Annotated in this window: 19 protein-coding genes; 10 read left to right on the top strand and 9 right to left on the bottom strand. The window is 38.0% G+C overall.

Annotated features, from left to right (window positions below; all coding sequences use genetic code 11):
- Positions 1 to 199 precede the first annotated feature (199 nt).
- Positions 200 to 2,386 carry an outer membrane beta-barrel protein gene (locus tag LIV57_RS05950; protein ID WP_227941853.1) on the top strand — a complete coding sequence of 729 codons (2,187 nt, stop codon included), beginning with the start codon at positions 200 to 202 and terminating at the stop codon, positions 2,384 to 2,386.
- A 226-nt stretch (positions 2,387 to 2,612) separates the two neighbouring features.
- Here the strand turns inward: LIV57_RS05950 and LIV57_RS05945 are convergent, their stop codons facing one another.
- The 5 genes from LIV57_RS05945 to LIV57_RS05925 form a co-directional block, all read right to left on the bottom strand.
- Positions 2,613 to 4,823, bottom strand: coding sequence for a glycoside hydrolase family 3 C-terminal domain-containing protein (locus LIV57_RS05945; protein ID WP_410673362.1), 2,211 nt, complete (start codon positions 4,821 to 4,823; stop codon positions 2,613 to 2,615).
- 499 nt (positions 4,824 to 5,322) lie between these two features.
- The gene (gene metQ, locus LIV57_RS05940; RefSeq protein ID WP_227941851.1) at positions 5,323 to 6,132 is read right to left on the bottom strand and encodes a methionine ABC transporter substrate-binding lipoprotein MetQ; all 810 of its coding nucleotides are present in this window, start codon (positions 6,130 to 6,132) and stop codon (positions 5,323 to 5,325) included.
- A 131-nt stretch (positions 6,133 to 6,263) separates the two neighbouring features.
- Positions 6,264 to 6,920 (bottom strand): methionine ABC transporter permease MetI, encoded by a 657-nt coding sequence (metI, locus tag LIV57_RS05935; RefSeq protein ID WP_120231802.1) that lies wholly within the window; start codon positions 6,918 to 6,920, stop codon positions 6,264 to 6,266.
- On the bottom strand, positions 6,913 to 7,941 hold the full coding sequence (locus LIV57_RS05930; RefSeq protein WP_227941850.1) for a methionine ABC transporter ATP-binding protein: 1,029 nt from the start codon (positions 7,939 to 7,941) through the stop codon (positions 6,913 to 6,915). The genes metI and LIV57_RS05930 overlap by 8 nt, the downstream gene beginning before the upstream one ends.
- Before the next feature lie 18 nt (positions 7,942 to 7,959).
- Positions 7,960 to 8,958 carry an EamA family transporter gene (locus LIV57_RS05925; protein WP_227941849.1) on the bottom strand — a complete coding sequence of 333 codons (999 nt, stop codon included), beginning with the start codon at positions 8,956 to 8,958 and terminating at the stop codon, positions 7,960 to 7,962.
- A gap of 546 nt (positions 8,959 to 9,504) precedes the next feature.
- Here LIV57_RS05925 and LIV57_RS05920 point away from each other — a divergent pair.
- The 9 genes from LIV57_RS05920 (at position 9,505) to LIV57_RS05880 (ending at position 19,842) form a co-directional block, all read left to right on the top strand.
- The gene (locus tag LIV57_RS05920) at positions 9,505 to 10,437 is read left to right on the top strand and encodes a ring-cleaving dioxygenase (protein ID WP_227941848.1); all 933 of its coding nucleotides are present in this window, start codon (positions 9,505 to 9,507) and stop codon (positions 10,435 to 10,437) included.
- 201 nt (positions 10,438 to 10,638) lie between these two features.
- Positions 10,639 to 10,935, top strand: coding sequence for a GNAT family N-acetyltransferase (locus LIV57_RS05915; protein ID WP_227941847.1), 297 nt, complete (start codon positions 10,639 to 10,641; stop codon positions 10,933 to 10,935).
- A gap of 192 nt (positions 10,936 to 11,127) precedes the next feature.
- Positions 11,128 to 12,081 carry a VOC family protein gene (locus LIV57_RS05910; protein WP_227941846.1) on the top strand — a complete coding sequence of 318 codons (954 nt, stop codon included), beginning with the start codon at positions 11,128 to 11,130 and terminating at the stop codon, positions 12,079 to 12,081.
- A gap of 5 nt (positions 12,082 to 12,086) precedes the next feature.
- Positions 12,087 to 12,707 carry an alpha/beta hydrolase gene (locus tag LIV57_RS05905; protein WP_227941845.1) on the top strand — a complete coding sequence of 207 codons (621 nt, stop codon included), beginning with the start codon at positions 12,087 to 12,089 and terminating at the stop codon, positions 12,705 to 12,707.
- 401 nt (positions 12,708 to 13,108) lie between these two features.
- A complete protein-coding gene (locus tag LIV57_RS05900) occupies positions 13,109 to 14,719 on the top strand; it encodes a Na+/H+ antiporter (protein WP_227941844.1) in 1,611 nt (536 codons plus the stop codon).
- Between the two features lie 277 nt (positions 14,720 to 14,996).
- On the top strand, positions 14,997 to 15,308 hold the full coding sequence (locus tag LIV57_RS05895) for a hypothetical protein (RefSeq protein ID WP_227941843.1): 312 nt from the start codon (positions 14,997 to 14,999) through the stop codon (positions 15,306 to 15,308).
- Positions 15,309 to 15,318: 10 nt separating this feature from the next.
- A complete protein-coding gene (locus tag LIV57_RS05890; RefSeq protein ID WP_227941842.1) occupies positions 15,319 to 15,903 on the top strand; it encodes a Crp/Fnr family transcriptional regulator in 585 nt (194 codons plus the stop codon).
- Positions 15,904 to 16,381: 478 nt separating this feature from the next.
- Positions 16,382 to 17,257, top strand: a complete 876-nt coding sequence (locus LIV57_RS05885) for a pirin family protein (protein ID WP_227941841.1) — start codon at positions 16,382 to 16,384, stop codon at positions 17,255 to 17,257.
- 458 nt (positions 17,258 to 17,715) lie between these two features.
- The gene (locus LIV57_RS05880; protein WP_227941840.1) at positions 17,716 to 19,842 is read left to right on the top strand and encodes a type IA DNA topoisomerase; all 2,127 of its coding nucleotides are present in this window, start codon (positions 17,716 to 17,718) and stop codon (positions 19,840 to 19,842) included.
- A gap of 343 nt (positions 19,843 to 20,185) precedes the next feature.
- Here the strand turns inward: LIV57_RS05880 and LIV57_RS05875 are convergent, their stop codons facing one another.
- From LIV57_RS05875 to LIV57_RS05860, 4 genes are all read right to left on the bottom strand, one after another.
- The gene (locus tag LIV57_RS05875; RefSeq protein WP_227941839.1) at positions 20,186 to 20,677 is read right to left on the bottom strand and encodes a hypothetical protein; all 492 of its coding nucleotides are present in this window, start codon (positions 20,675 to 20,677) and stop codon (positions 20,186 to 20,188) included.
- A gap of 190 nt (positions 20,678 to 20,867) precedes the next feature.
- On the bottom strand, positions 20,868 to 21,722 hold the full coding sequence (locus tag LIV57_RS05870; RefSeq protein WP_227941838.1) for a helix-turn-helix domain-containing protein: 855 nt from the start codon (positions 21,720 to 21,722) through the stop codon (positions 20,868 to 20,870).
- 260 nt (positions 21,723 to 21,982) lie between these two features.
- The gene (locus LIV57_RS05865) at positions 21,983 to 22,405 is read right to left on the bottom strand and encodes a hypothetical protein (RefSeq protein WP_227941837.1); all 423 of its coding nucleotides are present in this window, start codon (positions 22,403 to 22,405) and stop codon (positions 21,983 to 21,985) included.
- Between the two features lie 92 nt (positions 22,406 to 22,497).
- The gene (locus LIV57_RS05860; RefSeq protein WP_227941836.1) at positions 22,498 to 23,367 is read right to left on the bottom strand and encodes a helix-turn-helix domain-containing protein; all 870 of its coding nucleotides are present in this window, start codon (positions 23,365 to 23,367) and stop codon (positions 22,498 to 22,500) included.
- Positions 23,368 to 23,464 lie beyond the last annotated feature (97 nt).

Here is a 23,464-nt window from a genome sequence, read left to right as displayed (position 1 = left end):
TATTGTTTTTTAAGAATATTTATAATGGAAGTGAGTTTTATTGGTTTGATTTATTGAAAAATTTACATCATTTTTAAATTTATGTTTACGTTTTAATTGTTATATGCTTGAAAATTAAATAATTATTTTATTTTTTTTTATTTTTTGATGTAACATATTAATGAAGATAGTGGTCTTATAGAAAAAACTATAATTTCACATGAAAATAATATTATTTCCCATAGCAATATTAGCAGGCGTATCAGCAATGGCCCAACAGGCTCCAGCTCCGGCTGCCAACGATACTGTAAAAGGAAATGCAAAAGAAATAGAAGCGGTTACGCTGGTTGCCAGAAAACCAACCGTAGAATCTAAAGTAGACAGAACTGTATTTAATGTAGCGAATAGTGCAATTCTGGCGGGAAATACAACATGGGATGTGCTGAGAATGACTCCTCTGGTAAGTATTGATAACAATGATGAGGTAAAAGCTGAGGGACAATTGGTTACCGTATATATCAATGATAGGAAATCTGTTTTTACAGGCAAGGAGCTCAAGGAATATCTTAAAACAATTCCTGCCGATAACCTGATGAAAATTGAAGTGATCACCAGCCCGTCTTCCCGTTATGAAACTTCCGGTTCCGTAATCAATATTGTCCTTAAAAAAAGGGATGATGAAGGATTAAAAGGAAGCATATCTCTCAACAACAGACAAAGTACCAAAAACTCGCAATACACGAATTTCAACCTTAACTACCATAAGAAAAAGTTTACCCAAACCCTTATAGGAGGTTATAATAACGGAACTTATGTACAGACGAATCAGACATGGGATAACCGCTATGCGGAAAATAAACTTACGCAGTTTAATCTGAACAATGTAATGAGAAATGAAAGCCCTTCTGTTTCTTCCACTTCGGAGTTTGAAATTAATGATAAAAATAACTTCGGGCTTGTACTGGAATATTCACAAAACAGGAATTTTCATACTGCAGAATCTGATGGGACCACTACAAAAGACGGAGATCCGGGAGAATCTTTCCTCCAGAACCAAAACAACTGGGGGTTCAGCCGTAATCTGGGGACTAATGCTTTCTATAAATATTATGATAAAGAGAAAAACAGGATTTTAGATATTAATTTAGGAACCAATTATTCCAGTGATAATAATGATAATCTGATCGACAAGCAAATTACTAAGCAAGGGGTGATAACCCATCAGCAGCTGGGCGTTATCAGTAGCAATCAGATGCGTAATTATTATCTGAAAGTTGATTATACACAACCTTTTGGTAAATCGGGTGGCACCATGGAAGTAGGAGGGAAGACCGAAATAAACAACCATGTTATTCCTAACAGCCTGTATGGATTCAGCATTGATAATGCCATCCCGGAATTCGCTAATCTTTCCCGCAATGACAGATTCCATTATGAAGATCATCTGAGCTCCTTATATGCCAATTACAGCAAGACATTTTTTGAAAAACTGGAAACCAGAGTCGGAATCCGTTACGAATATATTGATTATAAAGTAAGACAGGATGTGGCAGGTACGGAAAGAAGGGATTCTTACGGCTCTTTTCTTCCCAACTTATTGCTGAAATATAGTTTTTCAGAGAAGTTTGACCTGAGTCTTACCTACAACCGAAGCATCTGGAGACCCTGGTATTCTGAATTTAATCCCTTCCTTATGCCTGAAATTAACGGAACGTATTCCAGAGGAAACCTTTATCTGAATCCCAACCCGAATGACAGGCTTTATCTGAAGTTTGGAATTCTGAAAAAGTACTTTATCTCTGCAAGATACATGCATACGAATCAGGATTACTGGACGACGTACGTTACGGAAAACGGCAGAACAGTTTCATTGCCGGGGAACTTTGATGGAAAGGTTGAAAAATACTACCTATTTGCCAATACCAATCAGAATTTCCTGAAAAATAAACTGAATGTGAATGCCGGATTTGGATGGTACTACATTAATAATAAGGATTTTAACGAGAAGAATAAATTGGGAGCTAAGGATTATATCAGCTATTGGGGAGCTTCAGCGAATATATCTTATACTAATCTGTTTAATAAAAACATTAATGTAAGCGCATGGATGGAACTTGCCAATCAGAATAACGGTAACTCATATGCCAACAATACCAATGTTTTCCATAATATTTCAGTGACTAAAATATTCCCGAAAACCCAGATGGAGCTGAGCATGCAGCTGATGAATATCTTTAAAAGGCCTTATGGCGATAACACAACATACAGCGCGGACGGGACTTTCAGAGAATACTCAAAATGGGACTGGTATGGTGTTTCCCTTACTTTTGTAAAGCGTTTCGGAAACCAGAAGGTAAAGGAAAATACAAAAACCGACGTAGAGAAAAACGGCGGCGGCGGAAAATAATTCAGGATTTGTTAGATACGTTAAAAGCAGGTTTTCAATTGGGAATCTGCTTTTTATTTTTGGCTGGAAGCTGGAAGTAGTGAGGTACGTCCTTGATTGTCTATAAAAATCTGTGCAATCTCTGTAATCTTTGGGAGAAAAATTAAAAAAAACAGACCCCAATCCGGGATCTGTTTGCATTCTATCAAATAATTATAAATAGTGTTTATACTCTTAAATCTCAGTTTTATTTAAGGGTAAACTTTACTTTGGTTTTAATGGCATCTGAAGAATTTCCAATCAGAGCTTCAAAGTCTCCGGGTTCAGCTACCCAATCGTGTTTTTGAGCATCAAAATAACTTAAAGCCGTTTTATCAATGGTGAAAGTCACTTCTTTCTGTTCTCCCGGATTCAGGTATATTTTTTCAAAACCTTTCAATTCTTTTGCAGGGCGTGGAACAGAAGATTTTAAATCGCTGATATAAAGCTGGGCCACTTCAGCACCTGCCTTTTTACCTGTATTTTTAACGGTTACTGTAAATGTGATTTTATCGTCCTGTGAAATAGTAGTCTGGTCTGCTTTGGCCTTTCCGAATTCAAAAGTAGTGTAGCTCAATCCATGCCCGAAGCTGAACAGTGGTTTTATATTCTTTGTGTCATGCCAGCGGTATCCTACAAAAATGCTTTCGTTGTACGTAATATTGATAGGATTTTTCTGGTCTTTTCCTTTTCCTGCTGCCAATTCATCTTTCTGCCCCGGATATTCTCCCAGCTGGTGTGCTGAATTGTCTTCAAGCTTTACCGGAAATGTAAACGGAAGTTTTCCTGACGGGTTGGCATCTCCGGCTAAAATGGCAGCAATAGAATTTCCGGCTTCGGAACCAAGATACCAGGCTTGTACAACCGTTGGAACTTCTTTGATCCACGGCATAGCCACTGCATTTCCGGAAACTAAAACCACAGCAAGGTTTTTGTTCGCTTTGGCCAGAGCAGAGATGATTTGATCCTGGTTGTAAGGCAGTCCATAGCTTTTTCTGTCGTTTCCTTCACTGTCCTGGAAGTCCGCTTTGTTCAGTCCGCCTACGAAAATGACGTAATCTGATTTTTTTGCCAATTCTACGGCTTCATTCAATAATTCAGCCTCAGATCGGGTGTCTTTTAAATCCTGTCCGGATTTTACTCCGTTATATTCTCCTCCGATATCTCCTACATAGCCTCTTGCATACTGTACATCAGCCTGTTTTCCGAATCTGGATTTGATTCCGTCTAAAGGAAGCGTTTCATATTTCACTTTTAAAGATGAAGAACCACCGCCAACAGTCATTATTTTGATGGCATTCTCTCCGATAACCGCTATTTTTTTAGCCTTGTTAAGATCAATCGGAAGAATATTCCCCTGATTTTTTAATAGAACAATTCCTTCTTCTCCGATTTCTTTGGCAACCGCTTTATGCTCTTCGGAAGCAATATTTCCGAAAGGCTTGTTACGGTTCATTGTTGTTTTATAAGCAAGACGAAGTAATCTGGTTACTTTGTCATCCAATTCTTTAGTACCTACTTTTCCTGCTTTAATCAAATCAAGGTAAGGCTTTGCCAGATAATAATTGTCATAGGCATTTTTAGTTCCTGCAGAAAGTCCGTTGGTCCATGAACCGAATTCAAGATCAAGACCATTGTGGATAGCTTGTTCTGTATTGTTTACAGCACCCCAGTCGGATACCACTACGCCTTTATAATTCCATTCTTTCTTTAAAATATCGTTTAAAAGATATTGATTCTGGCTGGCATACTGACCTTTGTACATATCATAAGCTCCCATGATCGTCCACGAATCACCTTCTGTTACCGCTGCTTTAAAAGCAGGAAGGTAAATTTCATACAACGCTCTGTCATCTACATTCACATTACTTGTATGACGGAACATTTCCTGATTGTTCAGAGCAAAATGTTTTACAGAAGTTGCCACTCCGTTAGATTGTACACCTTTAATATAAGGAACCACCATCTTGGATGTCAGATAAGGATCTTCACCCATGTATTCAAAATTTCTGCCGTTTAGTGGAGTTCTGTAAATATTAACTCCAGGTCCCAGAAGAATATCTTTTTTTCTGTAACGGGCTTCTTCGCCCAATGCTTTCCCATAGTTCCATGACATTTTTTTGTTCCATGTTGCAGATAAAGCAGTCAGGGCAGGGTAGGCGATAATAGAGTCGTTGGTCCATCCGGCCTGATCCCATTCGTCCCACATTACTTCAGGACGAACCCCGTGCGGGCCATCAGTGGTCCAGAATTCCGGGATTCCCAATCTTGGCACACCCGGTGAACTGAATTTGGACTGTGCGTGAAGCATAGCTACTTTTTCTTCCAGGGTCATTCTTGATAATGCATCCTGAATGCGCTGTTCAACAGGTTTGGATTCATCCAGATAAACAGGAATGGTAGTATTGGTCTGAGCCATATAAGAAGCAGAAATAAAGGTGAATAAACTTATAATGACGGTTTTCTTTAACATAATGCCTTTCTATTTGATTAAAAACAAAAATAGAGAAAATTTTTATTATCTCAAATTGAGAAAATAAAAAATTGACAAATAAAAAAACTGCCTGATTATTTGCAGACAGCTTATTATTAAATATTGTATTTGTAAATGCGGAAAACTGAAGAGAAGTTGATGTTGAGACATCAAAGTGAAAAGGCTAAAAGCAAAATTGCAAAACGGTAAAAGACGAATGAAGCTACTCCCGTATACTTTCATTCAACACCTCGAATCTTACAACGCTCCTAACACAGTGTTTAGATTCCTACGGAAGACAAGGCGGACGTATAGGTATAGCGTGCAGTTTGTCCATTCCGAAGGAGTCTCCACTCAAACCCTCTTACTCTCCAACCCGAAAACTCGTATCCCGAATCCACTCTCACAACTCTCAAACTCTCCCACACTCAAACCCTCCAACTCATCAATCCCATCCTTTCACAGCACCTCCTTTGAAGATTTCCTTAGCTTTCTTTTCCACTTCCGGAGACTGGTAGGCTTTTACAAAGTTTTTTACTTTCTGGCTGTTTTTATTATCCTGTCTGGCGACTACTACATTCACATAAGGAGAATCTTTGTCTTCAACAAGAATACCTTGCTTTTCCTGATCCAGACCTGCCTGTGCTGCAAAATTATTATTAATTACCCCCACAACAACATCTCTGTCATCCAGAACCCTTGGAATCTGTGCTCCTTCAATCTCCATAATTTTAAGCTGTTTCGGATTCTCTGTAATATCCGTTACTTTGGGTAGAAGTCCAACTCCGTCTTTTAATTTCAGCAGGCCATTTTTCTGTAAAAGAAGTAAGGAACGTCCTCCGTTGGTAGGATCATTGGGAATAACAATTGTATTGCCTGCCTGTAATTCACCAACGTTTTTAATTTTTTTTGAATAGGCTACAATAGGATACACAAATGTATTGCCTACAGGAGCAAGGTTATAACCTCTCTGCTTGGACTGTTCCGTTAAATAAGGAATATGCTGGAAGGCATTGGCATCAATATCTCCGTTAGTCAAAGCTTCATTGGGAACTACATAATCGTTGAAAGGGATCAGTTCCACTTCAAGATTGTACTTATCTTTAGCCACTTTTTTAGCTACTTCAGCAATTTCCTGTTCCGGTCCATAAGTAATGCCGACACGGATAAAGTTCGGGTCATCCTTTCTTCCCGAACAGGCACTGAACAGCAATATTCCGGCAGCCACTAAACCAAAAATCTTTATTTTTTTCATTCTATTTTTTATTTAAATACTATTGAAGCAAAGGAGTAAAAAGTGATCTTATCCATCCCCATATCCCGAAACTCGCACCCCAAATCTCAAACCCTCAAACACTCCCACTCTCAAACCCTCTCACCCAAAAACTACCTGTGATCAAATCTTTTTGACAATCTGTCGCCCATAAACTGGATGATGAAAACCAAAAGAACAAGCAGAATCAAAACGGTATTCATAATTACAATATCATATCCGATATATCCGTACTGGTAACCTACCTGTCCAAGTCCGCCAGCTCCTACAGCACCACCCATTGCAGAGTAACCTACTAAGGTAATCAAAGTGATTGTCGCATTATTGATTAATGAAGGAAGTGCTTCGGGCAGCAATACTTTTCTGATGATCTGCAGCGGAGAAGCTCCCAAAGCTCTTGCCGTCTCTATAAGACCGTGTGGAACTTCGATAAGGCTGTTTTCTACAAGTCTAGCAATAAAAGGAGCAGCTCCCACACTTAACGGAACCAAAGCAGCATTCACTCCAATGGAAGTTCCTGCCAGAATCCTTGTGAAAGGAATCATCCATACAATTAAAATAATGAAGGGAATGGCACGGAAAATATTAACCAGAATAGATAATCCTCTATGGTAGGCGGTATTTTCCAGCAGTTGTCCTTTTCTGGTTAAAAATAACATGATTCCTACCGGAAGTCCAAGTACAAATCCAAAGAATCCGGATAAAAATGTCATGTAAACCGTTTCCCAGGTTCCTTTTGCCAAAAGGGCAATTACCGTATCACTAAGCATATCCTTTTACTGTATTTTGAATTTTATTTTGGTTGAAATAATAGATCGCCTGCTGGTTTTCTTCAGTCTCACCCTGAAGCTGTAAAAGTAGTTTACCGAAATTGGAATTTCCAAAATATTCTACATCTGCCTTTAACAATTTATAAGGGATTTTATATTGGCTGTATAGTGTTGAAAGAATCTGTTCAACACTGATGTTTTCGTTAAGTTCTATTTCGACCAGCGGAAATAAACCTTCTTTTGGTTCTTTCTGCAGTCTGCTGCTGAGTTCCTGTGGCAGGGTCATGATGTCTGAATTGATGAACTGGCGGATGATCGGGTGTTCTTTATCCGAAATAATCTCGCTTAAAGTTCCTTTTGTTAATAATTTTCCTTTGTCGATCACAGCAACGTGGTTGCAGACCGATTTGATGACTTCCATTTCGTGGGTAATTAAAAGGATGGTAATTCCCAGTCTCTGATTGATATCTCTTAAAAGCTGCAGAATAGACTGTGTTGTTGCCGGATCCAGTGCGCTGGTTGCTTCATCACAAAGCAAAAGGTGAGGATCATTGGCTAATGCCCTGGCAATGGCCACTCTTTGTTTCTGCCCGCCTGAAAGGCTTTTTGGATAATCATTGGCTTTATCTTCAAGGCCTACGATCTTCAGGAGTTCGTTTACTTTTCTGTTGATTTCGTCCTTGCTGGTATGATCCAGTTCCAGAGGAAGCGCTACATTATCAAAAACAGTTCTTGAAGAAAGAAGATTGAAATGCTGGAAAATCATTCCGATTTTTTTACGCTCCTCAGCCAGTTGTTTGGAGCTAAGTTTGGTAAAATCCTTTCCATTAATAATAATTTGTCCTTCATCCGGCCTTTCCAATAAATTAACGGTACGGATCAGCGTACTTTTTCCTGCACCTGAAAAACCGATAATTCCTACGATATCTCCTTTATCTATAGTAAGACTTACCTTATCCAGTGCTTTGAAAGACTGTTTTTTCTGATGAAATGTTTTTGATATGTTTCTGATTTCTATCATTCTGATTTTATATACTTTTTAAATAGGCTGATATCTTCTGCCTGTTCTGTTTAAAAATCTTCTTACTCTTCTGATTTTGACCTTGGCCCGTTTTGAAAGTCTGAAATACTTGGTGACATTGGTTAGAAGTACTCCCAGCAATATAATGAATAAACCATACAGCTGACCTCCATTGATGCTTTGGTGGGCAACAATCCAGCCTGCAATCACTGTTACAATAGGATTGATATAGGTGTGGGTGCTTACCAAAGCAGCGGGTTTTACGGACAGAAGCCAAATGTACGACAAATAAGCGATTATCGATCCAAAGAAGATCAAAAATAGAACCCCAAACCATGCCGATAGCGGAACCGCAGAAACTGAAAAATCAGTCCATTCTCTTCTGAAAAAAGCGATGAGAAAAGAGGCTAATCCCGCTACTATAAGTTGTTGAGCAATATTCATAAACGTAGATTGGGAAGCCGGATTTTTCTTTGAATATAAAGAACCCAATACCCATGCGATCGAACTTAATCCCAGAACTACAAATGCTGTAATCCGTAAATTTTCATTAACAACAGCATGAGCAGCATTTGAGTGTACACTGCCTTTTAAAAACATAACCAGTCCTGCGAAACCAATCACCAATCCTATTGGAATGAATTTATCCGAAAAATAATATTTCCAGTTCTTCCTATCAATGGCAATGAACCAGAATGGGCCTGTTGCGATAGCAATAGCCGCCTCAGAAGCGGTTACATATTGCTCTCCCCAGGCTACAAGCCCTGTTCCTCCGGTAAGAATAAGAATACCTGTAATGGCATTTTTCTTCCAGTTGATCAGTGAATTTGCCTTTTCTCCTTTAGAAAGAAGATAGGCTATCATGAGAATTCCGGCTACCAGAAATCTCAATCCGGAAAGAATGAAAGGTGGGAAACCTTTTAAGCCAAATGAAATAGCTAAAAACGTAATTCCCCATATCACATAGATGTTTGTAAAAGCCAATGGAACCAACCATTTGTTTTTAGAATTGCTCATTTTTATGTTTTTAATGTTGTTGTTCAAATAAAAAAAGGCTCTACCACGTGGTAAAGCCTTCGAAAATATGTCTAAATAAAAGTAAGGTCAACCACAGTATTCTTGATGTACAGGCATACAGATATCCTTCATCATATTTTTGATGGTATGTTTCTTCATTGAATTATTTTTTAATTCTGCCTTCATTTTGTTTTATTTCCTGAATACGTTTGCAAATATAGAATATAATTTTTATTAGTCCACTAAAAAAGTAGACATTTTGAACATTAAATTATTGTTAATAGATTAATTGTTTGTAAATCAATTTTTTATATACTGTTTTGTATTGGATTTAAAGTATTAAATAGATTTATTTTATAATGTTTTGGTAAGAAAAGATCAGATTTTGATTAAAACAGGCGTTATGGAAAAGGTAATATAAATTAAAATTGATGAGAATTATGTAAATGTTAAACTCCGGTAAAGAAAAAGAGGTTTTGCATTTATTAAACTAGTTAAATGCGCAGGATTTCTGTTCGCTGTAATTTAGCATCAAAATTAAAAGACATGGACAATAGAATTTTAGGTCTGCATCATATTACTGCTATTGCAGACAACGCGAAAAGAAATTTAGATTTTTATACCAAAGTTTTAGGAGTAAGACTGGTAAAAAAAACAGTAAACTTTGACGATCCCGGAACGTATCACTTTTATTTCGGAAATGAAAACGGAACCCCGGGAACCATTCTTACATTCTTTCCCTGGGAAGGAATAGGAAAAGGAAACAACGGAAGCGGAATGGCAACTCATATCGGATATTCAGTACCGAAAGGAAGCCTTGAATTCTGGAAAAACCATTTACAAAACCTTAATGTAGCCGCAGAAGAAGGAGAAATATTCGGCGAAAAGATGATTTCTTTTAAAGATCCGGACGGCCTTCAGTTACAGTTGATAGAACCATTAGTTGAAGACAACAGAAAAGTATGGACAACGTATGATATCAAGGATGAAAATGCATTAAAAGGTTTCCATAATGTGACTTTAACCTTGAAAAAAGCAGATCCTACCATCAAAGTTCTAACGGATATTTTAGGATACGACTTGCAGAAACAGGAGGGCGAAAGATACAGACTGGCTACTGATGCCATTGATACCGCTAATATTGTGGACATTATTGAAAACGAAACCATTCCATCCGGAAGAAATGCAGCGGGAACCAATCACCACATTGCATTCAGGGTAAAAGATGATAATGTTTTAATGGAATATCGTGAAAAGGCTTTATCTGCGGGATTAAGCATCACTCCGAAAATCAACAGAGATTATTTCTATTCACTGTATTTCCGTGAGCCGGGTGGAGTTTTATTTGAAATTGCAACTGATAATCCTGGATTCACTGTAGATGAGCCTCTGAATGAGTTGGGAACAAACCTTAAACTTCCTGTTCAATACGAAGGAATGCGTGAGAAAATAGAAGGAGTATTGCCGAACTTATCATAGATCATCGGTCATATTTTATAAAGATGCTAATTTTGAATAAAGATTTAAACATCCGGAATATAAACTTATTTTAAGTAATTGTAACAGGACGCTTCATCGAATCAACTTGTTGATCCATTCTTAAGTCAACTTAAAATATGAAGGATTATTATTAAATCTTCGCGTTAAAAAAAGCACGATTTAATACAAAAAAAATAAAAAATGGAAAGAACAGAAATAGTTTTAGATGGAAGAAAAGGAGAGATTCAGCTTTTCTCAGACGATCATAAAGCAGGTAAAATGGACATATCAGTTATAGGAAAAAAACTGACCGTTTACCATACCGAAGTGAATCCGGAATATGAAGGAAAAGGTTTTGCCAAAATCTTACTGGAAAGACTGGTTTCCTACGCAAGAGAAAATGATTTGAAAATTCTACCGCTATGTCCTTATGTTCACGCTCAGTTCAAGCGTCACCCGGAAGAATATAATGATGTATGGCTGAAGGAAGAACTGTAGGGAGTTTGAGAGTCGGGTTTCGGGATGCGGGTTTTCGAGATTCGAGTTTGAGAGTCTGAGGGGAAGAGGGTTTGAGAGTGTCTTGAGCTAAAAACAGAAGATGAATAAAGTTATTCCCGAACTTATCAACTCGAATCCCGAACCCCGAAAATCTTGCATCCTATTAAATAACCAATTAACAATTTTATCACAATGAAACTTATCACAGGACTGCATCACGTAACGGCAATTACCGGCAATGCACAGGAAAATATAGACTTTTATACCGGAGTTTTAGGACTTCGATTGGTCAAAAAAACAGTCAATTTTGATTACTCGGATGTTTATCATTTTTATTTCGGTGACGAATACGGTACACCGGGAACGATTATGACTACTTTTCCCTATGGTAAAGATCTTATCAATGGCAGACATGGAAAAGGAATGCTTAACACCACTGCTTTTTCAGTTTCTATAGATGCCCTGGATTATTGGATGAACCGTCTGGAACAGTTTAATATTCCCTTCAAACAGCCGCAGCAAAGATTTTCTGATGAAGTTTTCATTTATCTTGAAGATTTTGACGGACTGGGATTGGAATTGGTTTTTAATGATAAAGACGAAAGAAAAGGTTATTATAATGGTTATATTCCAAAAGATTATGCCATCAAAGGGATTCATCATGTGGAAATCTGGCAGGATGCTTATGAAAGAACAGCAGCACTTCTGACCACCCAGATGGATCATAAAGTGATCAAAGAAAGCCCTGACCGATTGAGACTGGGAACAGAAAATATGCCGGGGAAATATGTCGATCTGCTTTCTACCCCAAATGCTTTAAAAGGTTTAGCAGGAAGAGGTACCGTTCATCATGTGGCTTTTGCTACTCCCGACGCAGAGTCCCAGCTGGAAATGGTAAAGAGACTCAACGCATACGGATTGGAGCATACCGAAGTGAAAGACAGGAAATATTTTACTTCCGTATATTTTAAAGAACCGGGAGGCGTTTTGTTTGAAATTGCTACTTCAGGCCCAGGCTTCGATGTAGATGAAGAAGCTGCATTTTTAGGCGAAGATCTGCAATTGCCGCTACAGTTTGAAAAAAGAAGAGAACGTTTGAACGAAGTTCTTCCTAAAATTGATTATCCAACAGAAAAATTCAGATAGAAATAATGAGTCATACTTTAAATATAAAAACAGCAGGAATACCCTTAAATCAGGCGGAAAAAGCTTTGATCATGATTCACGGACGCGGAGGAAGCGCTCAGGATATTCTGAGTTTATCCCAGCATTTGAATGTAAAAGATTATGCACTGCTGGCCCCACAGGCTTTGAATCACACATGGTACCCTTTTTCATTTATAGCACCGGTAGAACAAAACGAACCGTGGTTATCATCGGCCCTTGAAATGGTTGAAGAAACGGTAAAAGTGGCTGTCAATGCAGGAATAAAGCCCGAAAACATCTACTTCTTCGGATTTTCCCAGGGAGCCTGTCTTACCCTTGAATTTTTAGTCCGGAACGCTCAGAAATTCGGTGGTGCGGCTGCTATTATTGGCGGAGTGATAGGAGAGAAAATCAACCGTGAAAATTATAAAGGCGATTTTGCTGGAACTCCGGTTTTCCTGGGAACCAGCAACCCTGATTTTCATGTTCCCGTAGAAAGGGTATATGCTACAGCCAATATTTTAAGAGAAATGAATGCAGAGGTAACTGAAAAAGTATATGCTAATTTCGGACATTCTATTAACGAGGAAGAAATTGAAATAGCGAATTCAGTTATATTTAAATAGTTTAACCACAAAAGTCACAAAAGATTTGATAAGTAAATATTGAACGCTTAAAAAGAACACTTAAGTTTTATAAAAATCTTTGATTTTTCTCTCATGTGATCTTTATATTGTATATTATTAAACTTTACAAACATTTTAAAACAAAAACTTTGTGCTTTTGTGGTTATTACATTTTAAGTAACCTAGTGAAGTGGAGATTCCTACGGAATGGCAAAGTATGAGGATTAACTATCCATACAGATTGTCACTCCGTAGGAGTCTCAATAAATAAATTAACATTCAATAGTGGCGGGTTTTAGCCCGCCAAACAAAAAACAAAAAATCACTGGCTTTAGCCCCAACCTAAATCATTCGAACCTGAAAACTAACTTCTAACCTCTAATTTCTAACTTCTAAAAAACATGCACGAACAACTCCTTTTAATCCTTGGGCTTTTATTACTCGTCATGATGCTGGTGATGCTGGCACAGCAGATTAAGATTGCTTACCCTATCTTTTTGGTGCTTGCCGGATTGGGGATCAGCCTTATTCCCGGAGTGCCCATTTTAAAGCTTGATCCGGAGATTATATTTCTGATTTTCTTACCACCACTTTTGTACGAAGCAGCCTGGTACACTTCATGGAATGATTTCTGGAAATGGAAACGTCCCATCAGCTTGCTGGCTTTTGGACTGGTATTTCTGACTTCTCTGGTGGTTGCCTATACTTCACAAATGCTGATTCCGGGATTTACACTGGCGTTAGGCTTTTTATTGGGAGGAATTGTTTCACCACCGGATGCTGTGGCAGCCACTACGGTTTTAAAAGGATTAAAAGTACCAAAACGTACCCTCGCTATACTGGAAGGAGAAAGTCTGATTAATGATGCTTCCTCACTGATTGTTTTCAGGTTTGCCCTTGCTGCTGTAATGACAGGAGCGTTTTCAATGCATGAAGCTACCGGGCAGTTTTTTCTGGTAGCAGGAATGGGAATTGTTGTTGGGATTGTGGGCGGTCATGTTTTTTATGCCATTCACCGTTTTCTACCTACAACACCAGCGATTGATGCAGCACTTACCGTAATGACGCCCTATATTCTGTTTCTTTCAGCGGAACACTTTCATTTTTCAGGAGTGATGGCGGTGGTGAGCGGAGGATTGTTTATGTCTTTCCGTGCCCATGAAATTTTTAAAACAGGAACTACGAGAATCAACATGACAGGAGTCTGGAATACGCTGATATTTGTGATAAATGCTTTGGTTTTTGTATTAATAGGTCTTGAACTTCCTGATATAATCAATGGATTGGGTGAAATTTCAGTAATGGAAGGAATCAAATATGGTTTGATTATAAGTCTGATTGTCATTGTGGTACGTCTTTTATGGATCTATCCCGTGGCCCATCTTCCAAGGTGGTTCAGTGAAAAAGCCCGCCGTGATCCTAGTCCGGGATGGAAAAACCCATTGATTATTGGATGGGCAGGAATGAGAGGAGTGGTCTCACTGGCAACAGCACTGTCCATTCCGGTTATGATGAATTCACAGGCTGAATTTCCCATGAGAAACCTGATCATTTTCATCACATTTGTCGTCATTTTTGTGACATTGGTTTTTCAGGGATTGACATTACCTCTGATTATTAAATTAACAAAAATAGGGGAGATCGATCATATCCTTCCTTCCCATGAACAGCAGGCCGGGATTCAAATGAGATTGGATAAGCTTGCTGTACAGAGGCTTGATAACGAATATAATGAGGCGGTGAACAGCAATAGCCTCCTTGAAAATCTTAAAAAGACGCTGGAAAGTGATATCAAACTTCACCAGAATCATCTCAATTCTATTGAAATGTGTACCAACAGGCAAAACGATATGGCCGAATATCATAAAGTAATGATGGATATATTTGCCTTACAGAGAAAAGAACTCTTTAAAATGAAACGCGAAAAACTCTTCAGCGATGATGAAATAAGGAAAGCAGAATCGCAGCTGGACCTGAATGAGTTGAAAATTACAGGGAATAAGCATTTGTAGCGGTTTTGCGAGATGCGAGATTCGGGTTTCGGGTTTGAGGGTAAGAGAGTTTGAGAGTGGGTGCGAGGTTTCGAGGTTAGGATGTTGAGTAGAGGAGCTTGGGGTTGGATGCGTTTGAAATTGTTGGAATGTAAATTCCTGGGGAAGGATAAACTAAGCACTTTATCTATTCACACACTATGTCATTCCGCAGGAATCCAAATCGTCATTACCCTTCGTGAACAATATAAACATTAAACATTAAACTCTGAACCTTGAACTTTAAACTTTAAACAAGATGAAAACATTACATTTTTTAGTGATTGGAAAGAACCAGGAAATTCTGGATACTTTAAAAAGAATTATCGAAAATAATGAGGGCTGGACAGCAGAAATACAAAGTGATGAAAATTTCTGTTATGAATACATAAAGGAAAATACGGTGGACATTGTCCTTTTAAGTTCTGGCTTGGATGATGATTTTGAGAAAGATATAAAAGTTTTTTGTGCCGGTTTGGATAAAGAGGTGAAAGTAATTGATCATTATGGTGGAGGAAGTGGACTTTTAAAGAACGAAGTTTACAGTCTTTTTCCTAATTTGCAGGGGTAAACTCTGCATTATGTTCGAAAACATCATCAAAAATATTACGCGATTTATTTCAATCACTCCCGAAGAAGAAAAAACTTTTACAGACCTGCTTGTCTGTCAGTCGTTTCCTAAAAAAACAGTTTTACTGAGAGAAGAAGAGATTTGCCAGTTTGAAGGGTATATTCATAAAGGATGTTTGAGAATGTATTGTCTGGATGATGATGGAACCGAAGTCACATTGCTGTTTGCCATTGAAGACTGGTGGATCAGTGATATTGCATCATTTCAGGAACAGAAGCCTTCTAAGGTTTTTATCGAAACGCTGGAAGATTCTGAAATTTACATGCTGAACCCGGCAACAAAAGAAAAATTGCTGCAGGAAGTTCCCAAATTCGAAAGAGTTTTCAGAATGTTGGTTCAACGGAATCTTGCCACTCTGCAAAGCAGATTGGTAGATACTATTTCCAAAACGGCATCCGACAGATACCTTGAATTTATTAAAGTATACCCTTCCATCCCACAAAGAGTAGCACAGTATTATATTGCTTCTTACCTTGGGGTTTCAAAAGAATTTGTAAGCACCATCAGAAAACGCCTTGCTTCAAAGGAGAAATAAATCTTAGTTTTTTATACTTGCAGATTGCAGAGATTTGCATGGATTTTACAGGTGTGAATATTCCTGTGAAATTATAGTCACCCATTTTATCGGAGATAAAATCCTTGCGCCTTAAAAATATTTAGCTTAAAAAACAACTCGCGTCTTTGCGTTTTCCAATTATTTTTTTGCTTATCATTCATACAGAGATTCCTACGGAATGACACAGTTGCAATAACGGTCTTACCCACACAGTTTGTCATTCCGTAGGAATCTAAGTGAAGTTATTCTTTAAAATATTATATCAAATTAAATAGTTCCTAAGAGTAAAAGACTCTTGTGCTTTCCAACAAAAAGCAATCCAATATACTCATACTGCCAGATACAAAGTTTCCTGAATTTTTTTTGCTGCAGAGTCATTTATTAAACTAGTTAAATGTGCAGGGTTTCCGGTCTCTCTAAATTTGTCCTATCAAACAAGAACAAATAACAATCTGATATGGACAGAAAAGATTTTTTAAAGAAAGGATTATTGGGAACAGGAATGTTTGTAGCATCAGCTTCTCTGGCCAGCGCTATGAAAAATGACATCGATGAGATCGAACCATTAGAACCGATCGGATACAATCATCTTCCCAATACAGAATCAAAAATAAAAGAAAACTCTGTGATCCACAGAGCCGACTCAAGAGGGAAAGCGGATCACGGATGGCTGTTGAGCCAGCACACTTTCAGTTTTGCCAATTATTACAACCCTGAAAGAATGCACTTCGGAGTATTGAGGGTTTTGAATGATGATAAAGTGGGAGCAGGAAGAGGTTTCGGAACCCACCCTCACGACAATATGGAAATTATCAGTATTCCTTTGGAAGGTGACCTTGAACATAAAGACAGCATGGGAAATACAGCAGTGATCAGAAGCGGAGATATTCAGGTGATGAGTGCCGGAACAGGAATTATGCACAGTGAGTTCAACAAAAACAGCGATCAGCTTGTAAAATTCCTTCAGATCTGGATTTACCCGAAAAAGAGAAATGTGACGCCGAGATATGATCAGATGACTTTAGACAAAACAAAAAGTCACAATCAATTTCAGCAAATACTTTCCCCCAATGCAGATGACGAAGGGGTTTGGATCCACCAGGATGCGTGGTTTCATCTGGGAACTTTTGAGCAGAATACAGAAACCCATTATCAGATCAGAAAAAAAGGAAACGGAGTCTATGTTTTCATTTTGAAAGGAAGTGCAGAAATAGGCGGTGAAATTTTAGAAGAACGTGACGGATTCGGAGTATGGGATATCCAGGATCTCAATATCAAAGCCCTTAAAGAAGGCACGGAAATCCTGGTAATGGATGTACCCATGACGCTTTAAGATTACTAAAAGTCTATTGGATGGCCAATGCCCTTTAAATAAAAAAATAATGAACCTTGTTTCATTACATTGTTGATTTAGCCTCCTTTTTTAAGGGGGCTTTTTGTATAAAAAATATGATCACGATTACATATCTGACAAGTAATTTTTAAACACAAAGTTTAATATCCCTTTTTTAAAATTCTAAGGAAGCAAAGTTGGAATCAATGAAATTGATCCTTTCTAAGCTTGTGTAATATCCTTTCGCTTCATCAGCGACTTTAGTCGCAATTCTTTGCTCCCTCAAATAAATAATAGAATCCAATAACCTTTGCGTTTACATATGTTGTAAAACTTTAGTTCTTTAGAATATAAAAACGTAATTTGCTCTTTCTCAACTTTAAGACCTCAATCCTCAACGAAATTTGAAAAGTCAAAAAAAATCCCGATTTTTGCACTCCTTCAATAAACCCGAGTTTATGAAATTATGTATTGCCGAGAAACCCAGTGTTGCCAGAGATATCGCCAAAGTATTGGGCGCTACCACGCCTAAACAAGGTTATATGGAAGGGAACGGCTATTGCGTAACATGGACGTTCGGACACCTTTGTACTTTAAAAGAACCTCACGATTACGGTCCGCAGTTCAAATCCTGGAATCTTTTTTCACTGCCCATTATTCCCAGCAGTTTTGGAATCAAGCTGATCCCGAACAAAGGCGTGGAAAATCAGTTTAAAGTGATTGAGAAACTGGTAGAAGAATGTGATGAGGTCATTAACTGCGGGGATGCCGGGCAGGAGGGAGAACTCATTCAGCGTTGGGTATTGCAGAAAGCAAAATGCAACAAACCCATCCAGCGTTTATGGATTTCTTCACTAACGGAAGATGCTATTAAAGAAGGGTTTGCCAGTTTAAAACCTGCAGAAGACTACAAAAATCTGTATCTGGCCGGAAATGCCAGAGCGATAGGAGACTGGTTGTTGGGAATCAATGCTACGAGGCTTTTTACGAAGAAATTCGGAGGAAATAAAGCAGTTCTTTCCATTGGAAGAGTGCAGACTCCTACATTGGCGATGCTTGTTCAGCGTCAGAAAGAAATTGATGCCTTTACCACAGAAGAATATTGGGAGCTGAAAACCAGATACCGTGATGTCCTTTTCAGTGCAGCTATAGATCGTTTAAAGACGTTGGAACGTGCAGAAAAAGGACTGGAATACCTTAAAGTCAATCCATTTGAGATCGTGTCTTTCGAAATTAAAGAAGGAAAAGAAAAAAATCCACGCCTTTTCGATCTGACCGGACTTCAGGTAGAAGCCAATAAAAAATACGGTTATTCGGCAGAAAATACGTTGAATTATGTTCAAAGTCTTTATGAAAAGAAGCACGTAACCTATCCGCGTGTTGATACCACCTACTTATCAGATAGTTTATATCCGAAAATTGCAGGAATCCTTCAGAAAATGTATCCTTATCAGGATCTTATCGCTCCGTTGCTGGAAGCTCCGATTCCAAAATCAAAAGCGGTTTTCGATGATACAAAAGTAACGGATCACCATGCGATCATTCCTACGGAAATTCCGCCTTCTCAGAATCTGAGCAGGGAAGAAAAACTGATTTATGATCTGATTGCAAAACGTTTCATTGCGGTATTCTATCCGGAATGTAAAATTTCCAATACCCTGGTAGAAGGAAAAGTAGGAACCATTCCTTTCAAAACCAGCGGAAGACAGGTTCTTGAAGCAGGATGGAGAGCCGTTTACGCCAAAGAACCTAAAGAAGAAACCACCGATAAGGAAAAAGAAAAAGAGGAAGAACAAACCATTCCTGAATTTACTGTAGGAGAAACCGGACCACACGATCCGATGATTCACCAAGGAAAAACGACGCCTCCAAAACCTTACACCGAAGCAACCTTGCTGAGAGCCATGGAAACAGCCGGAAAACAGGTTGAAGATGAAGAGCTGCGTGAAATGCTGAAGAACAACGGTATCGGAAGACCATCTACTCGTGCCAATATCATAGAAACCCTTTTCAAAAGAAAATACATCGAGAAGAAAAGAAAAAATCTGATTGCTACCCAAACCGGAATCCAGCTGATCGATACCATCGAAGATGAGCTGTTAAAAAGCCCCGAACTGACTGGTGAATGGGAATCCAAACTTCGTAAAATTGAAAAAGGCGAATATGAAGCCAATCTTTTCAAAGAAGAACTGATTCAGATGGTGACAGAACTGACTGAAAAAGTAGTGTACGGAAAAGGGAAAGTAATTACCCTCCAGGAAGAAGAAAAAGAAGAAGTGAAGGAGAAGAAAAAAAGAGAACCCGCACAGAAAAAAGAACTGCAGTCCTGGGAAGAAACGAAATGCCCTAAATGTAAAGAACATAATCTGATCAAAGGAAAAACCGCCGTAGGATGCTCCGATTTCAAAAACTGCGGCTTTAAAATTACCTTTGAAATCTTCGGCAAGAAACTATCTGATAAACAACTTTTAGATTTGGTGTTAAAAGGGAAAACCTCAAAATTAAAAGGTTTCTCTACCCATCCGGAAGCGGTCACAGAAGGTGTTTTGACTTTAAGTAATGATTTCCAGGTACAACTGAGCTAATCAATAGCATATTTAATCCACATCGTCAATTACCATTCGAAAAAAACAATGTAACTAAAATTATTAATAAGTGGAGAATACGGGATTCGAACCCATGATTTTTCAATACTGAATTAAGCGTATAGATTATTTTATATCGGGATTCCTACGGAATGACAAACTGTATGGATAAACTATGCGTTGTATTTGTCATTCTGAAAGAATCCCGCCTTACCCTTTTTCTATCCAATTTGTGTACCAATATCCTAACTGAATACGTAACAAATTCCCATCTTCCCGAGGGTGGCAAAAATTCTTTGAATTTTTGCCGGGGTGGTTTTACAGTTTCTTGAATAACCTGTCATCATGAAATTTCAACATTCTCTCTTTTCTGTTTGATAAACTGAAAAACAGATCCAACAATAAAAAGCAGAAGAATAATAAGAAGAGTCTGCCCGATGATGGGATCTTTGATATCTTTAGCCAAAGGATGTCCAATCGGAACCCGTGTGAATGTCTCATTAACAGTGGGAACCAGCGACAGGAAAAAGCTGAATGACAACAGGAAATTCTCAAAATACCTGGCTTTCTTACTTTCTTTTTTATTGGCAAAAAGAAAATAGGCCGCAGCGATCAAAACAAGGATAAATAATGAGAATACATGCCCTGCATTAAAACCTCCGTTTTTGGAGATACCTAATGCTGTAAGTGAAGTGACGGCCGTCGCATAAAAATAGACTTTTCCTGACGGCTGAGCCAGATTGATTTTACCATATCTGATAAATCCTATCACTGCGCCAACAAGAGCTGTTACGCCGATAATAGTGTGGAAAATTCCTAAACCTGATAGATTCATATTGATTGTATTTTAAATTGATACTTATAAGCTGCAGGTATATTACTGTTCCCTGTAACTGACGGTACAAATTTGCGATAGAAATACAAAAATGATTTTGGGATTTAGTTCAAGAATTTGGGATTTTGGTTCAAAAAAAAATTCCTTATCAAAACAGGAAATGCATTCATAATCTTTTAAAAAATACAATTTATCTTCCTTTTCGTTCCTGGCGGTAATTGGAGGGCGTTACATGAAATTTATCGCTGAAGTTTTTGGTAAAAGTGGCCAGATCGTTGAATCCGCATTCGAATGCGATATCGGTAATGCGTTCATCGGATATTAAAAGTAATTCGGCGGCTTTTTCCAGTTTTTTGTTTCTTATATAATTGGCAGGGGTATCGTTGTAAAGTTTTGCAAATTCTCTTTTGAAAGATGATACACTTAGATTGCTTTGCTCAGCAAGCTGTTCGATTGTTAGCTGTGAAAATAAATTCGCTTCAATGATTTGCTTAAAAGAATAAGTGGTGGGAGAGAAAAGCTGTGACAGGATCAGCTGAACGGCCTTAGCATTCTGTGACTGAGCCAGCAGCAAAATGATTTCCTTGAGCTTCAGAACCAATATATCTTCATTAACGAGGGAAGGGTTTTCAAAATAAAAAAGCAGCCCTTCTACATACTTCTGGATCAGAAAGTCATTGTTTATTTTCTCATTGGATTTATTCGAAACGATATCGGAAGGTTTTTGCAGTAATAAAGGCAATTCTCTGTCATAGATTTTTTTCAGGATGTCAGGATAGAACGTAACGATCACAATCTCACAATGATCTTCTGACGCTGAATTCTGAATATGTTTTCCGGAGTTGATACAGTTCAGAAAAAGAGAATAATTTGCAGAAACATTAAACTCCTGCTCCTCTGTTTTATATTGAAACTCACCTTTAAGCACATACAGAAAGCAGGCTTGCTCCGAAACCGGAAAATCATACCTGAAGGACCCTGATATATCAATTTTCTGTATCAGGGTTTTCCCAAATAATTCGTGTTTTTTGTAATCATTCAGCATAATGGAGTACGTGAGTTTTTGAATTCAATAATCAGGAAAAGTTAAATAAATTTTCATTGTAAATGTAAAGCAATAATTGATTGTATCGGAGATAAAATCTTTGCGACTTAAAAACATATAGTTTGGCAACAATTTGGGACTTTGCGTTTTTCAGCCAAAATATACAGAGATTCCTGTGGCATGACATTGTGATGAATAAGACTAAGCTTGTATTTGGCATTCAACAGGAATGCCGCTTTACACTTTTTTTGACTGGTGGTTTACCGGAACAACTTTTCATACCAGGCGCCAACATCGCTTTTAATCTCCTCATGATGCTTACATAAAATCACAGCCAGCTCCAGTTCAGACCTGTCAGACTGATAAGGATTCAAAGTAAGAAACCCGAAGAAATTTCCATCCTGATCAACAATCGCCGGAGGATAAGAAGCATAAGCATTCCATGGTGAATAGGGGCCATAGGTACTACCATAGTTTCCATACGTATTCCAGATAGATTTTGAGCTGAAAACATTTCCGTAATCACCAAACTTATTCCATATCGAATTTTTATCAAAATTGTCACAGTTTAAGCATCCCAGATATTCTTTTTGATCTGCACCGCCATACAAATGCAGAGTTTGCGCATAAAAGATACAGTATAAGAGAAGGCTTACAACAATAAACACTTTTTTACAGTACATAAGATGATTACTTTATTAAATATTGATAACTGCCAGAAATGAAAAGGCCAATATTAACCTCCATCTTCCTTTCTTCCATCTTCCAGCCCTTATCAATCTACCTTAAACTTCTTCGGAGACTTTCCGGTGATCTGGGTAAATTTTCTGTAAAAATACTCCAATGTATTAAAACCTGATTCAAAACATATATTTTTAATCCCGATTTCAGGATTGCTGATCAGCAATTGCTTGGCATGTTCTATTCTCAGTTGAATAATATATTCTACCGGAGTACAATTGTAGGAATGCTTAAACTTTTTAAACAGATTGGCTTCGCTCATTCCTGCAAGCACAGCAAGTCTCCTGATGGTAATTGGTTCTCTGTAATTGTTTTTGATGAAATGAACCACTTCCTGAAGTCCGTTCTGCATATTTTCTGCCTTTCCGGAATGGAGGAGGATATGCTTTGCATTGGTTTTCATCAGCTCATAAATCAATTCCTTCAGACTTAAACTTAAAAGAAAATCTGAGGTGCCATGAAGATTTCCGTCAATTCTTCTGTTATAAAGGTTGGTAAGGCTTCTCCACAAAGATTCATCCGAGCTGATGAACTTTTTCACAGTGTTTTCTTTCATCATAATTCCTGTTCTGTCCCAGTCCGGATGCCAGTTTTCAATCACCTCAGAGAATACACTGTCAATATATTCCTGCTCAATATTCAATACCAGACATTTCGTAGGTTCTTTAAAAACGGGATGGATATCGATGCTCAGTTCCTTGTTACAGGGCGGAATAAATACACTTCTTTCCTTAAACTCAAAAGTTTCATCCTCACTGCGGATGATCTTATTGCCACTCAGCATAAGCGTGATAACAGGCTCTTCAAAAAAGAAAGGAAAATCATGACAGACTAAATTTGTTTCAAACACATTCAATTCACCGAAAGGAATGCTGAAAACAGTTCTTTCTTCGATCTTTTCCATGATAGGTAGAGTTTAGGTTAAAAAAAATAGAGAATAAGTAAATAATTTATACCATGTTATTGCCATTTTCGGATTACGTAAAATACAAAATAATTTA

It is taken from the genome of Chryseobacterium sp. X308, from assembly GCF_020733145.1.
Classification (GTDB): domain Bacteria; phylum Bacteroidota; class Bacteroidia; order Flavobacteriales; family Weeksellaceae; genus Chryseobacterium; species Chryseobacterium cupriresistens.
The sequence above is the reverse complement of the archived record's forward strand: the minus strand, read 5'-3'. Positions and strand labels throughout refer to the sequence as shown.

Excerpts from the sequence above, each read along its gene's own strand:
- LIV57_RS05930 (WP_227941850.1), bottom strand. The coding sequence starts at position 7,941 with ATGATAGAAATCAGAAACATATCAAAAACATTTCATCAGAAAAAACAG.
- LIV57_RS05945 (WP_410673362.1), bottom strand. The coding sequence starts at position 4,823 with ATGGCTCAGACCAATACTACCATTCCTGTTTATCTGGATGAATCCAAA.
- LIV57_RS05885 (WP_227941841.1), top strand. The coding sequence starts at position 16,382 with ATGGACAGAAAAGATTTTTTAAAGAAAGGATTATTGGGAACAGGAATG.
- LIV57_RS05900 (WP_227941844.1), top strand. The coding sequence starts at position 13,109 with ATGCACGAACAACTCCTTTTAATCCTTGGGCTTTTATTACTCGTCATG.
- LIV57_RS05870 (WP_227941838.1), bottom strand. The coding sequence starts at position 21,722 with ATGCTGAATGATTACAAAAAACACGAATTATTTGGGAAAACCCTGATA.
- metI (WP_120231802.1), bottom strand. The coding sequence starts at position 6,920 with ATGCTTAGTGATACGGTAATTGCCCTTTTGGCAAAAGGAACCTGGGAA.
- LIV57_RS05865 (WP_227941837.1), bottom strand. The coding sequence starts at position 22,405 with ATGTACTGTAAAAAAGTGTTTATTGTTGTAAGCCTTCTCTTATACTGT.
- LIV57_RS05920 (WP_227941848.1), top strand. The coding sequence starts at position 9,505 with ATGGACAATAGAATTTTAGGTCTGCATCATATTACTGCTATTGCAGAC.
- LIV57_RS05890 (WP_227941842.1), top strand. The coding sequence starts at position 15,319 with ATGTTCGAAAACATCATCAAAAATATTACGCGATTTATTTCAATCACT.
- LIV57_RS05880 (WP_227941840.1), top strand. The coding sequence starts at position 17,716 with ATGAAATTATGTATTGCCGAGAAACCCAGTGTTGCCAGAGATATCGCC.
- LIV57_RS05860 (WP_227941836.1), bottom strand. The coding sequence starts at position 23,367 with ATGGAAAAGATCGAAGAAAGAACTGTTTTCAGCATTCCTTTCGGTGAA.
- metQ (WP_227941851.1), bottom strand. The coding sequence starts at position 6,132 with ATGAAAAAAATAAAGATTTTTGGTTTAGTGGCTGCCGGAATATTGCTG.
- LIV57_RS05875 (WP_227941839.1), bottom strand. The coding sequence starts at position 20,677 with ATGAATCTATCAGGTTTAGGAATTTTCCACACTATTATCGGCGTAACA.
- LIV57_RS05905 (WP_227941845.1), top strand. The coding sequence starts at position 12,087 with ATGAGTCATACTTTAAATATAAAAACAGCAGGAATACCCTTAAATCAG.
- LIV57_RS05950 (WP_227941853.1), top strand. The coding sequence starts at position 200 with ATGAAAATAATATTATTTCCCATAGCAATATTAGCAGGCGTATCAGCA.
- LIV57_RS05925 (WP_227941849.1), bottom strand. The coding sequence starts at position 8,958 with ATGAGCAATTCTAAAAACAAATGGTTGGTTCCATTGGCTTTTACAAAC.
- LIV57_RS05910 (WP_227941846.1), top strand. The coding sequence starts at position 11,128 with ATGAAACTTATCACAGGACTGCATCACGTAACGGCAATTACCGGCAAT.
- LIV57_RS05915 (WP_227941847.1), top strand. The coding sequence starts at position 10,639 with ATGGAAAGAACAGAAATAGTTTTAGATGGAAGAAAAGGAGAGATTCAG.
- LIV57_RS05895 (WP_227941843.1), top strand. The coding sequence starts at position 14,997 with ATGAAAACATTACATTTTTTAGTGATTGGAAAGAACCAGGAAATTCTG.